14 protein-coding genes are annotated in these 12,607 nt (G+C 36.6%); 6 read left to right on the top strand and 8 right to left on the bottom strand.

Annotated features, from left to right (window positions below; translation table 11 throughout):
- Nucleotides 1-13 precede the first annotated feature (13 nt).
- The 3 genes from CRS_RS15490 to CRS_RS15480 form a co-directional block, all read right to left on the bottom strand.
- Nucleotides 14-382 carry a DUF1801 domain-containing protein gene (locus CRS_RS15490; protein ID WP_142724921.1) on the bottom strand — a complete coding sequence of 123 codons (369 nt, stop codon included), beginning with the start codon at nucleotides 380-382 and terminating at the stop codon, nucleotides 14-16.
- 154 nt (nucleotides 383-536) lie between these two features.
- Nucleotides 537-953, bottom strand: a complete 417-nt coding sequence (locus CRS_RS15485) for a hypothetical protein (protein ID WP_142724920.1) — start codon at nucleotides 951-953, stop codon at nucleotides 537-539.
- A gap of 12 nt (nucleotides 954-965) precedes the next feature.
- A complete protein-coding gene (locus CRS_RS15480) occupies nucleotides 966-2,984 on the bottom strand; it encodes a M3 family metallopeptidase (protein WP_142724919.1) in 2,019 nt (672 codons plus the stop codon).
- A gap of 211 nt (nucleotides 2,985-3,195) precedes the next feature.
- Here CRS_RS15480 and CRS_RS15475 point away from each other — a divergent pair, with 211 nt between their 5' ends.
- From CRS_RS15475 to rimM, 6 genes are all read left to right on the top strand, one after another.
- A complete protein-coding gene (locus tag CRS_RS15475) occupies nucleotides 3,196-3,726 on the top strand; it encodes an SRPBCC family protein (RefSeq protein ID WP_142724918.1) in 531 nt (176 codons plus the stop codon).
- Between the two features lie 143 nt (nucleotides 3,727-3,869).
- On the top strand, nucleotides 3,870-4,319 hold the full coding sequence (locus CRS_RS15470) for a hypothetical protein (protein WP_142724917.1): 450 nt from the start codon (nucleotides 3,870-3,872) through the stop codon (nucleotides 4,317-4,319).
- Nucleotides 4,320-4,439: 120 nt separating this feature from the next.
- Nucleotides 4,440-5,075 carry a DoxX family membrane protein gene (locus tag CRS_RS15465; RefSeq protein ID WP_142724916.1) on the top strand — a complete coding sequence of 212 codons (636 nt, stop codon included), beginning with the start codon at nucleotides 4,440-4,442 and terminating at the stop codon, nucleotides 5,073-5,075.
- A gap of 46 nt (nucleotides 5,076-5,121) precedes the next feature.
- On the top strand, nucleotides 5,122-5,631 hold the full coding sequence (locus CRS_RS15460) for a nitroreductase (protein WP_142724915.1): 510 nt from the start codon (nucleotides 5,122-5,124) through the stop codon (nucleotides 5,629-5,631).
- A gap of 157 nt (nucleotides 5,632-5,788) precedes the next feature.
- The gene (locus CRS_RS15455) at nucleotides 5,789-6,352 is read left to right on the top strand and encodes a 30S ribosomal protein S16 (protein WP_142724914.1); all 564 of its coding nucleotides are present in this window, start codon (nucleotides 5,789-5,791) and stop codon (nucleotides 6,350-6,352) included.
- 14 nt (nucleotides 6,353-6,366) lie between these two features.
- Complete coding sequence (rimM, locus tag CRS_RS15450) at nucleotides 6,367-6,909, top strand: ribosome maturation factor RimM (RefSeq protein ID WP_142724913.1); 543 nt, start codon at nucleotides 6,367-6,369, stop codon at nucleotides 6,907-6,909.
- Between the two features lie 53 nt (nucleotides 6,910-6,962).
- Here rimM and CRS_RS15445 read toward each other — a convergent pair whose 3' ends face one another.
- The 5 genes from CRS_RS15445 to CRS_RS15425 form a co-directional block, all read right to left on the bottom strand.
- Nucleotides 6,963-8,615 (bottom strand): serine hydrolase, encoded by a 1,653-nt coding sequence (locus tag CRS_RS15445; protein WP_142724912.1) that lies wholly within the window; start codon nucleotides 8,613-8,615, stop codon nucleotides 6,963-6,965.
- Nucleotides 8,616-8,709: 94 nt separating this feature from the next.
- Nucleotides 8,710-9,624, bottom strand: coding sequence for an AraC family transcriptional regulator (locus tag CRS_RS15440; protein WP_142724911.1), 915 nt, complete (start codon nucleotides 9,622-9,624; stop codon nucleotides 8,710-8,712).
- Between the two features lie 100 nt (nucleotides 9,625-9,724).
- Nucleotides 9,725-10,564 carry an SDR family NAD(P)-dependent oxidoreductase gene (locus CRS_RS15435; RefSeq protein WP_142724910.1) on the bottom strand — a complete coding sequence of 280 codons (840 nt, stop codon included), beginning with the start codon at nucleotides 10,562-10,564 and terminating at the stop codon, nucleotides 9,725-9,727.
- A gap of 120 nt (nucleotides 10,565-10,684) precedes the next feature.
- Nucleotides 10,685-11,491, bottom strand: coding sequence for an AraC family transcriptional regulator (locus CRS_RS15430; RefSeq protein WP_142724909.1), 807 nt, complete (start codon nucleotides 11,489-11,491; stop codon nucleotides 10,685-10,687).
- Complete coding sequence (locus tag CRS_RS15425) at nucleotides 11,488-12,540, bottom strand: helix-turn-helix domain-containing protein (RefSeq protein WP_228451270.1); 1,053 nt, start codon at nucleotides 12,538-12,540, stop codon at nucleotides 11,488-11,490. The genes CRS_RS15430 and CRS_RS15425 overlap by 4 nt, the downstream gene beginning before the upstream one ends.
- Between the last annotated feature and the right edge of the window lie 67 nt (nucleotides 12,541-12,607).

Here is a 12,607-nt window from a genome sequence, read left to right as displayed (position 1 = left end):
TTAAAAGATATTTTTATTCGGAAATATATTGTTTAAGATCATCCTTTATTGCCGCTTTCAGGATTTCAATGTTGATATCTTTCAACGCTTTGAATTTAATGCAATATCCGGTTACGCTGGCTTTACCTAATTTTTCACCATAAGTTTGAGATAAATAGGTTTTATCATTGATATTCATAATGTATATTGAGATTCCGGAAGTATTGGCACTCATTCCGATCTGATAAAAATCTTTGGTTTTTCCATCAGTATATTGTATGGTGTAGAATCCATATCCGATATTGGGATTGGAAACGGTTTTATTTTCACTGTTTTTACCATCAAGAAACCACAGCCGACACTTCGGCATAAGTCCGAGGATGATGCGGTGGAGTTCCTGCATGTCATTGCGTTTCTGTTCTGGCTGACTGTTGATATAGTCTTGGATTTGTTAAGGTTACTCAAACGACTAATTTATCAATTTTTAAGATATGGGATGTATGATCATCAACAAAAAAGAACAGCAATTGCTGTTCTTTTGTACTTATCTTTTTGATTTACTGAATCAGTTCTTCCATTGTTTTATCCGTTTTCATCAGCTCACCATGAGGGATCTGATGATGAAGATAAGTGAAAAATAAATTGGTTACCCAATTGTTTTCAATCTGATGGATATAGTAAGAGCAGATTAATCCAAAATCATCAGAAATATAAGCAGGTAACTCAGAAGAACCTGTAGTTCTGAAGATTGATATAAAAATCTCCTTTCTGATATCACTGATTTTATCTTCCGTTTCCTCACCAGCAGACTTTTCTTCAATGGTGTGATAGGCTTTCATCCATGCCTCTGAAAACTCAGCTGAATCTCTGTTATCAAGTATTTCATCAATCTTTTCGGGAGTAATACTGATAAGAGCTGTTTTTAAGGAATCATTAAAAATGACTTCCAGCTTATTGATTTTTTCTGTCATCATTGAACCTGTATTCTACCCGAACGCTCTTTTCAATAAACTCTCCACTTTGGGCTCACTGCCTCTGAACGCTTTATATAATTCCATTGGATCTTTGGTTCCGCCTGAAGAAAGCAATACTTTATATTTGGCTGCGATTTCAGGATTGAAGATTCCGTTTTCCTTGAAATATTGGAAAGCATCAGCATCCAGAACTTCCGCCCATTTGTAAGAATAATAACCTGCAGAATATCCTCCCTGGAAGATGTGTGAAAAACTCGGACTCATAGCTGTTTCTGAATTAGAAGGATAAAGGCTTGTTGCTTTGGTGTATTTATCTTCGAACTCCTTAATGCTTTCATTTTCCAATTCTTTAACTTTAGTATGATAGTTCATATCCAGAAACCCAAAGCCTAGCTGTCTTAGCGTCTGGTAGCCTTCCATGAAGTTTTTAGACTGCTCGATTTTTTCAATCTTCTCGTCTGGAAGTACTTCTCCGGTCTTATAATGTTTTGCAAACGTTTTTAAGAATTCCGGCTCATAGCAGAAGTTTTCCAGAAACTGTGATGGAAGTTCTACAAAGTCCCATTTCACAGAAGTTCCTGACAGCGTAGGATATTGAGTATCTGCCATCATCCCGTGAAGTGCATGCCCAAACTCGTGGAATAGAGTAGTCACCTCCTGGAAAGTAAGTAAGCTGGGTGTATCTTTTGTCGGTTTGCTGAAGTTGCAGACAATTGAGATATGCGGACGCGAATTTTCACCATTTTGCTTATACTGATTTTTATAGCTGGTCATCCATGCGCCGGCTCTTTTCCCTTTTCGTGGGAAATAATCAACATATAACAGTGATTTATAATTTCCGTTCTCTTTTACTTCATATACTTTTACATCCTCGTGGTATTTCGGAATATCGTTTCTTTCCTCGAAAGTCAGCCCAAAAAGTTCTCCTGCCAGTCCGAATACGGCATCCTGTACCTGGTTTAACGGGAAATATGGCTTCAGTTCTTCATCATTAAGATCAAATTTTGCCTTACGAAGCTTTTCTGCATAGTAGGCGTGATCGTAGCTTTGCATGTCTTCGATTCCGTCAGCTTTGGCTAAAGACTTTAATTCTTCAATTTCTTTATCCGCATATGGTTTTGCTTTGGTTAAAAGCTCATTCAAAAAATCAAAAACTTTTACCGGAGACTTAGCCATTCTTTCTTCCAAAACGTAGTCAGCATAGTTTTTATATCCTAAAAGCTCGGCTTTCTGCTGTTTCAGATCAAGCAGTTCCTTGATCAGGTTCTGGTTATCAAATTCACCACCATCAAAAGATTTTTTACCGTTGGCAAGCGCCAGTTCCTTTCTCAGTTCACGGTTTTCTGCATAGGTCATGAAGGGGATATAGCTTGGATATTGTAGTGTCACTACCCAGCCTTCAAGATCTCTTTCTTTAGCTTCCTCAGCATACTGATCAATGATAGCCCCGGGGATTCCTGCAAGATCTTCTTTATTGGTGATATGTTTAAAATAAGCATTCGTAGAAGCCAGTACATTCTGCCCAAACTGTAAAGACTTTAAAGAAAGATCCATGCTGATTTTCTTTAATTTTTCTTTGTCTTCCTCATTCAGTAAAGCTCCGCTTCTTACAAACCCTTTGTAGGTTTCATTCAAAAGCATTTGTTGCTCTTCATTGAGGTTATATTTTTCCTTTTCATCATATACTTTTTTGATTTTGTTGAAAAGGGCTTCGTTTTGAGATATTTTTGAAGAATATTCTGTTAAGATCGGCGAAACTTCCTGGGCGATCTGCTGAATCTCGTCACTTGTTTCTGCTGAGTTTAAATTGAAAAAAATATTCGAAACCACATCCAGCTGTTCCCCCGAATAGGCTAATGCTTCAATAACATTTTCAAAAGTGGGTGTTTCAGGATTGTTGACAATAGCATCGATTTCTGCTTCAGATTTTTGGATCAGCTCTTTAAATGCCGGAAGATAATTTTCATTTTTAATGTCACTGAACGGAGCCGAATGATATGGAGTGTTAAATTGTTCTGTTAAAATATTCATTTTTCGATTTTTATTATAAAGTAAATTTAATGATTCACGGGGAATCACAGCTGAAATGCTCAAAAATAATGCCTTACTGACAAGTTATGACAAAAATACCTTATCTTTAAATAATCTTGTCATATGGAAAGAAGGAGTGATGTGTGAATATTTAATTTTGGGAACAGATTTAAAATCATCATTAAATAATATAACCTTAAATATATAGACTATGAAAACACTCTTAAAAATTATTGGTATCATCATTGTGCTGATTCTTATATATGCTGTAATTGCTGTACTGGCTTTCAGTAAAGATTACCACTATGAAAAATCTGTTGTTATCAATGCACCGCAGGATAAAATATGGCCTTATGTAGGCACATTAAAAGGATACAATCAGTGGGATCCTTTTTCCAAGGCTGATAAAAACATTGTCATTACCTATTCAGGAAACGGGGATAAAGTAGGGGATTCCTATCATTGGAAAGGAGATAAAAATGTAGGAGAAGGAGAGCAGGCTATTACGGAGCTGGTTCCCAATCAGAAAATGGCTACAAAACTTCACTTTATAAAACCTTTTGAAGGAGATATGAAGGCCAATTTCGTTATGGCTCGTGAAGGAAGCGGTACCAGAGTGACCTGGATGATTGATAATGAGCTGACGCCTATGATGAAGATTATGAAACCTCTGATGAACGGTAATATGGACAAAATGTTTAGCCAGGGTCTGGGTGATCTGAAGAAACTTGCTGAAAAATAAAATGAAAGCCCTGTAAAATCTACAGGGCTTTTTTAGTATAATTCTTTTTTATTAATCCCGTTGATTGAGAAGAAGAGTTATTTTATGCTAAGTCATTGAAATATTATTCTAAAAATATTATCTTTATATAAAGAATCGATTGTATGGAGAAGATTGTATTTGAAAAAAGTGATATCAGAGACTTTGTGAAAACTACCATCGCAGAGAAAATTGAAAAATTGAAAAATTTTATCGAATTTACCCTGGAGGCCAGCCGTGACATCAAAAAAACTCCTAAATATGACAGCATGAGAGAAGAGATGCAGGAGGAGATTTATCAGATGCAGCGTCAGCTGGGTGCTTTGAATGATCTTAAAAGAAATATGGCAAAAGTCCTGAATACAGCTACAGAAAGGGTACAGCTGGGTTCATTGGTTATTACCAACAAGGCCAGGTTTTATATTTCAGTGTCATTGGGAGAATTCTTTTTTGAAGGAGACCGGTTTTATGCTATTTCTCCTGAAAGTCCTATGGCCAAAAAAATGATGGGAATGAAACCCGGAGATGAGTTTACTTTAAATAAAATCCATCAGAAAATTGTAGAGGTACTTTAAAAGAGATTCAGCAGTATCTCTTTTTCCACGAATAGTTATTCATCTTTATAAGGATTAACTTCAGGTTTATATTTGAAGTTTTATTTTTATTTAGTACCTTGCTATGCAAAATACTATACTATGGAATTTGAAAAATTAAGAACAGGCAGAATTAACCAGTGGGTCATTATTCATCTTCGTTATCTTGTAGGATCTGCTTTTTTTCCATCGGGTTTAATAAAGCTTATAGGAGAAAGGTTTACCAGAATTTCAACCGATAACCCGATCGGATATTTTTTTGAAGCTTTATATCAATCCGGATTTTATTGGAATTTTTTAGGACTGGCACAGGTGACGGCGGGAATTTTACTGATGACACAACGCTTTGCAACACTTGGAGCACTAATGTTTCTGGCTATATTGAGTAATATCTGGGTGATTACCCTCAGTCTTTCTTTTACAGGGACCTGGATAATCACCTCCTTAATGATGATTGCTGTACTGATATTGGTTATTTGGGATCAACATAAACTGCTTCCTCTTTTTAATTACAATGAAGCAAGTACGGTGAGGGAATATCCTGATCCTGGTAACAGATGGGTTATTGCCGGGGTAGTATATTCCATAAGTTTTATTGCGTTGTTTATGCTGAATCCTGCAAAAGGCGAGGTCTATGAAAAATGGCTGAGTATTCTGATTGCTTTGATCATCGCAGCAACATTTATCATAAGCAATTATCAGGCGTATAAAAATCGTAAACTGGCTGTAAATCCTTAACGTTTTAAATGAGAAAGATTGAGTTCCATGTTGTAAATTTGCAGGTATGAATAAAGCAACCATTTTAAAAGAAATCATAGAGGAGAGAAAAAGTATTTTCCCTAAAGATTATACTGACACAGAAATTCCACAGGAAATTTTGGCGGAAATTTTACAAGCTGCCACGCTGGCTCCTAACCATAAACGTACCAAGCCATGGCGTTTTAAAATATTCAAAGGAGAAGAAAAAGCTAAGCTGGCTGCAGAAATGCAGGCAATCTATAAAGCAACCCAGCCTGAACAGCTTTTTCTGGAAAAAAAATATAATGATATCGGTTTCAAAATCAATAAAGCTGATGTACTGGTTTCCATTGTTGTCAATTTCAGCGGAATGGTTCCTGAATGGGAAGAAATAGCGGCTACCTCAATGGCTGTTCAGAATATGTATCTTACCTGTACGGCCAACAATATCGGATGTTACTGGAGTTCTCCCAAAATTGTAGATCACTTGAAAGATGCTCTGACTATTGAAGAAAACCAGAAATGTCTTGGATTGTTTTACATGGGAGCTGTATAATATTTTTAATGTAACAATCTGAAAATTTACCAATGTAACAATGGTTTGAAAACAAATTAAATATTGTTATACTTATTAATTGTTCAATTAGAATTTTTGTGTATCTTTGCACTCTTAAATATTTAACTGGGACGAGTTCCCGTAAAATTCAAACATTATGTCAGTAAAAATCAGATTACAAAGACACGGTAAAAAAGGAAAACCTTTTTTCCACATCGTGGTTGCAGATTCTAGAGCTAGAAGAGATGGTAGATTCATCGAAAAACTAGGAACTTACAACCCAATTACTAATCCGGCAACTATCGAATTGAACGTTGATTCTGCTGTAAAGTGGTTAAACAACGGTGCTCAGCCTACTGATACTGCTAGAGCTATTCTATCTTACAAAGGTGCTCTTTACAAAAAACACTTACAAGGTGGTGTAGCTAAAGGTGCTTTTGACGAAGCTGAAGCTGAAAAAAGATTCAATGCTTGGGTAGAAGCTAAAGATGCTAAAGTTCAAGGTAAAGTAGATGGTTTAGCTACTGCTAAAGCTGATGCTAAGAAAGCTGCTTTAGAAGCTGAAGTAAAAGTAAACGAAGCTAGAGTAGTTGCTGCTGCACAAGCTGAAGCTGATGCTAAAGCTGCTGAAGAAGCTGCAAACGCACCTGCTGAAGAAGTTGCTGAAGCTACAGAAGGAGAAGCTCCTGCTGCTGAAACTGAAGAAAACACTGAAGCTTAAGAACAAACCCTGTTATGCGTAAAGAAGATTGCTATTTTTTAGGAAAAATCACACGCAGACATGGACTTGCGGGTAACGTAATCCTTAAACTGGATACCGATCAACCCGAGCTTTACAATAAATTGGAATCAATATTCGTTGAAATCAACGGATTATTGGTTCCTTTTTTTATTGAAAAATCATCATGGAGCAAGCTTGATGCTCTGAATCTTGCATTCAAAAACTCTTCTGAAGCCATGGTAGACCAAGTGTTGGGTAAAAGCGTTTACCTTCCGCTTGCTACGCTTCCAAAGCTTTCAGGAAAACAGTTCTACTATCACGAAATTATCGGATTTGAAATTTTTGACCAAAATGATAATAACTGTGGTGTGATCAGATCCGTAAACGATCAGACAGCACAGGTATATTTCATTACAAATCTGGATGGAAAAGAAGTGGTTATTCCTATGATCAAAGACTGGATTCTTGAAGTTGACAGAGAAGAAAGAATCATCAAAATGGAACTTCCTGAAGGTCTTATTGATGTTTTTCTGATTCCTTCGAAGAAAGACGAATAGTTTTGCAATAAGCTATTCTTTCTCACTTTTCTCATTATTCATTTCATTACTGATTATTCATTACTCATCTTTAAGGCGGGTAAAAGATATTCCTGTACTATTTTATCGGCTTGCTGATGAGCATAAGGTTTGTTATATGCCCTGGCTGTAATCACAATCACAACCGGAATCTCAGTAAACATAATGATTTTATTTCCGCCATTTCCGCTGGATTGAAATGCTTCAAAGCTTCTATTTCCTGCAGTGTAAACTTTTCTCCAGAATAAATATCCGTAGCCCTCAAAATCAGAATGATCTGTAAAATAATTGGTGAACGACTTCTTAACCCACTCTTTATCCAGAATAGTCTTTTCATTCCAGATTCCATTATTTTTATACAGCTGCCCAAACTTGGCAAAATCAAGCGCTCTCATCCGTAATCCTCCTGCCAGCGAAGGTTTTTGCTGAGGAGTGAATTGCCATTGATAACGGATGATTCCAAGAGACTGAAACAACTTTTTGTCTGCATAATTTTTTAAACCTTCAGGAACTGTTTTATCCAGAATATCTCCGGTTACCACGACTCCGGCTGTAAAATAATTCCACCTTTTTCCTGCTTCACTCTCAGTCATTGGCAGATCCAAGGCAAACTTTACCCAGTTTTCGGTCGGGTACATATTTTCTTCATTTCCGGGAGATTCAGGATCATCATCATTTCCTTCAAAACCCGAGCTCATTGTCAGTAAGCTCTTTATAGTGACATTGTCTTTTTGAGCAGAGTAATTTTTAAACTGTTTTAAATCATAAAACTCTTTTAACTGTTGATTTTCGTTTTTTAGAAATCCATCTTTGATCGCTATTCCTGTCAAAGCTGAAGAAAAAGACTTGCCTACTGATCTTGTATCCTGTAAAGAATCTCTTCCTGAACCGTTAAAATATTCTTCCAGAAGCAGTTTTCCGTCTTTTATCATCACAATTCCGGTAAGATCTTTAAATCTTTTTTCGGCAATTTTCCTATTCAGGATCCTGATGACTTCGGTATTGATTTTTTCTTTGGAAATCTTCCAGCCACTGTTGGGCAGGATAGACTGAACAGCCATCTGTTTTTCAGGAATGTTTTGGGAAGGAACAGTAAGGTTGATCTGTCCTTCTGCAATGGCGGGTCCTGTTTTGATGTGGGTAGCCTTCAGATAAGGACGGATTTCAAGTTTTAAAATGTGATTTCCTGCAGTCAGCGCGTCGATTCCGTCATGAGCCATGTAAAAACGCATCCATAAATATCTGCCCCATGAGTCTTCATTCTTACTGCTGATAAGAGGGATCCGTAATGCTGTTTTGAACTTTTTATTTTCCGGAGTACCAGCTCCAGTGTTAAGATTTTCTGTGTAGATCAGTTTTCCGTCAACATAGAATGAAAACTGGTAATTGCCGTTTTTCAACAACTCATCTACAGTCCAGCTGGGTTCAAGCTGATGAAGATCATTAACAAGTGAATTGTTGAAAAAAGCGTAGATACCCAGATCATCATTTTCCTGAAATACAGAGGACGTAACAATATCCGTATCTTTCAGGTTTTCCAGGGAGATGGTTTTATTGAGAAAAACAATTTTTCCGGAATATTTTTTCTGGAGGAGATTTTCAATTTTTTCAGGATTGACAATATTACTGTTTTGCCCCTGGTAAAGACAAAATATAAAAATAAAGATCAATAATAGAAATGGTTTCATCTCAAAGAAGTATTTAAACAAAAATAATAAACTTCTTTAGGTTAAAATAGAATGAAATTAACATTACTATGGATAATACACTTCAAAATGATAGTTAATTGAAAAGCTTCCTGAATTCTCCTGGTGACTGATTCGTTTTTTGTTTAAAAAGTTTACTGAAAGACTGCGGATGCTCAAATCCCAGCTCATAAGCAATTTCACTCACAGACAGACCCGTTGTGCTCAGACGTTCTTTAGCAAGATCTATTAATTTATTCTGAATATGCTGCTGCGTGTTTTGCTGGGTATGAAGACGAAGCAGTGTCCCAAGATAATTAGGCGAAATATTCATCTCCTCGGCGATACATTTCACTGATGGAATACCGTTTTCAAGAAGATTTCCGTTTTCAAAGTATTGGGAGAGAATGTCTTCAAATTTATACAGCAGTTCATGACTCGATTTTTTTCGGGTAAAAAACTGTCTTTCATAAAAGCGGTCCGAATAAATCAACAATAATTCAATCTGGGCAACAATCAGATCCTGCGTGAATTTATCGATATTAGCCATGTATTCCCGTTCGATATTTTTGAGGATATCAACAATGACGATCTCTTCTTTATCTGAAAGAAAAAGGGCTTCCTTCACCTGATAACTGAAGAAGTCGTAGGATTTTATTTTCTTTGTCAACGAGGTATTCCACAGAAAATCAGGATGGATCAACAGTAAGTAACCGGTGGGTTCAACTTCAACATCCGGATCAATCTCCAGGCTTAAATACTGCTGTGGAGATACAAAACAAAGTACTCCCGAATCGAAATCATACTGCTGCTGTCCGTAATTGAATTTCGGACTGACGTTTTTTTTCAGACCAATAGAGTAAAAATTCTGAATCCATTTCAGTTCTTCATTTTCCACAACATAGCGGACCTTGCTGTAATCTATCAGGCTGATCAGCGGATGCTCAGGATTCGGAAGTCCGCAGAAAGCATGAAAATCTGAAATAGAATTAAAACGAACAGGCTGTTTCATATAGCTAATTTAGTTGTTTTTGTAAAAAGTTTAATGCATTATGTATGAAAGTCTTCGGCTCTGCTTAATCAAAACAGAGCCGAAGGATATCATCGTAAAGTTAGATTGCGGTTGAAACCGTCAGATTTTCCCATTTCTCAGCATCTTTCTTTAAAATATCAATCTTATTGTTCAGAAATTCCATCGTTCCTACACCCAATAATAAATGTACCGGAGGATTTTTCTCCTTACTGATCTGAATCAGAACATCAGCTGCTTTTGCGGGATCATTCGGCTGGTTTCCATTGATCTCATTAAGATGAGCCTGCTCTGAAGTTCTTGCTGCTTCATAAGCCTGGATAGGATTGGCAGGGGTTTTTACAGAATCTTTATTTAAGAAATCTGTACGGAAATATCCGGGATAAACAACGGTAGCATGAACACCGAAGTCTTTTACTTCTTCAGCCAGTGCTTCTGTAAATCCTGCAACGGCAAATTTTGTGGAACAGTAAATCCCCCAACCCGGAAAGTTTCCTGAATATCCGCCGACCGATGAAATGTTGAAGATGTTTCCTGATCTCTGCTCACGAAGATATGGCATTGCATTTCTGATTACATTTAATGTTCCGAAGACATTCACAGCATAATTTTCTCTGGCTTCTTCATCGGTAAGTTCCTCAAGCGTTCCGATCTGTCCGTACCCGGCATTGTTAACAATCACATCGATCTGTCCGAAATATTCTACTGTTTTGGCAATAGCAGATTTGATATCGTTGTTATCTGTAATATTGACGCTGAGAGGAAGGAAGTTTTCTGAAGTTTCTCCGATTGTAGCGATCAGGGATTCAACGGTACGGCTTGTAGCAGCAACCTGAAATCCTTCGGACAGTAATTTTTTTACCAACTCGAATCCTAAGCCTTTTGAAGCTCCTGTCACGAACCATACTTTTTTTGTTTCCATTTTTAAATATTTTTTTGTTTAAATGATGGTACAAAGATGAAAACTTACAGATGGGAAAATGTAGCCGAATCGGGGAATGATGTATCCAAATCGTGAATGGTGACTTTGCCTGGGAAGATTTTAATGGTTTCTCAGAAGATTCCTGTATTTCAAAGGAGTGATTCCTATGTTTTCTTTAAAACATCTGGTAAAATGACTCTGATCTGCAAAACCGCATTCCAAAGCAATATCTGTTAAAGAAGAAGGGGTGGTGAGAAGTTTCATGGATTGACTGACTTTTATTTTCCGGAGGTATTCCCCCAGATTGCAATGGAAATATTTATGAAAATCTCTGCTTAAATGAACAGGGTGGATGTTCAGAGTCTTGGAAATTCCGCTAAGGGTAAGTTTTTCGGTAATACTTTCATGCAGAATTTCATTGATCTGACCTACCCATACAGGTTTTCTTTCTTTGTTTTCCTTTTCGCAGGTCAGTTCGCCGAAAAGATGTAATAACAGCTGATTGACGTTGGCTTCCAAAGAGTTGTTATTCATTTTGGTTTCTTTGAATAGCTGATAAACCAATAACTTTAAGGCTGGATTTTTTATGCTAAAGCTTCCCTCAGCTTTATTTTTCTGAATATCAAACCGATCAAGCCAATCCTGAGTGATTTCAATGTGAAAGCCTCTTGTAAAGATATCCGGTTTAATATTATAGTGTGGATCTTCCCAATGATGATATAATAATGTTCCGGCAGAACAGCCATAGGTTTCTTTCCGGTTTCCTTCCGTCATATTACCCTGAAGCAGGAAGGTAAAATAAGCGTTTTCATGATAATGCCAGTCTACATAAGGATGGGTATATTCCGTATCGGTAATGGTCAATCCTTCCAGGTTGATCATTTGATTGGTTTCTCCGAAATATTCGCCTTTACGAAGACTGTTCATAATAAATTCTGTTTTAACTGTTCAATCTGTTCATACATCTTATTAAAAAATATTTTCCTTTCACGGTTTCCGGATTCATTTAATGATTTTGAGTTTTTGATCTGATGTTCAAAATAGCTCAGAGAATCTTCACAGGTGATTTTATCATTGGTCATCATATATCCGAACATGCTGAAAGGAACAAAAAAGGAACACTGTTCTTCATTTTTGAATAAAATACTGTTGTTTAAAATTACTAAATCATTTACATATATCTGGAAATTAGTTTTTTCCAGTGTTTTTATTTCAAGTCCTTCCAATAATTTCCTCAGATCATCAAGGATAAGTTCTGCATCATTTTTCTTCAGTAATCCCATTTCATAATAAAACGAAATCTGTCTTAGGGCGCTCATAATAGTAGTGTCATTCCAGATTTCGGTTACATTTTGTTTGTCATAAAGATCTTTCAGCATTTCATTTTTTACAGAATGGTATTTCATCGTAAATTCATGAAACGGACTTAAGAACTTATCCTGGTTCAGTAAATTCATCCAGACGTAAAACTTGAAACGGGACAAAATAGAATCTGAAATGGTATAGAAAAAAGGGATGTCTTTTGCCGAATAAAATACCTGAGAATGGGTGATATTCTGGAAAACATTCAGAATTTTCAAAGAGTTTTCAAAATAATTTAAAAGGTCCTCGGTAGTTTTTACAGGCTGTGTTCTCTTGACTACTAATTGATTTTCTGTTCCCAGAAACTGATCCAGTGAGATCTGATAATATCTGGCAAGTTCCAGGGCTTCCTCAAAACTGAACTTCGCTTTCATGGAAGTTCTTCTGTGGGCCGCATCATAGCTGATATTAAGGATGTTGGCGATCTCATCATTTAAAGATCTTTCTCCTATTTTTCTCCGGATTTCCTTCAGTAGAGCTTCCTGGTGCATGGTTTTGTGATTTTCACAAATGTAGTATTTTTTGAGGAAAGAGTTTTTGATTTTCTGCTTTGAAGGCTGGAAGCCTGAAGCTGGGAGCAGGGAATTATTGAGTGGTGAAAGAATTACTAACAATTTAAGACAATTTGATATTGTAATGATTATTAATATTGATTACTGAAAATCACTTCCAGCCTCCTTC

It is taken from the genome of Chryseobacterium sp. ON_d1 (assembly GCF_006829085.1).
Classification (GTDB): Bacteria; Bacteroidota; Bacteroidia; order Flavobacteriales; family Weeksellaceae; genus Chryseobacterium.
The sequence above is the reverse complement of the archived record's forward strand: the minus strand, read 5'-3'. Positions and strand labels throughout refer to the sequence as shown.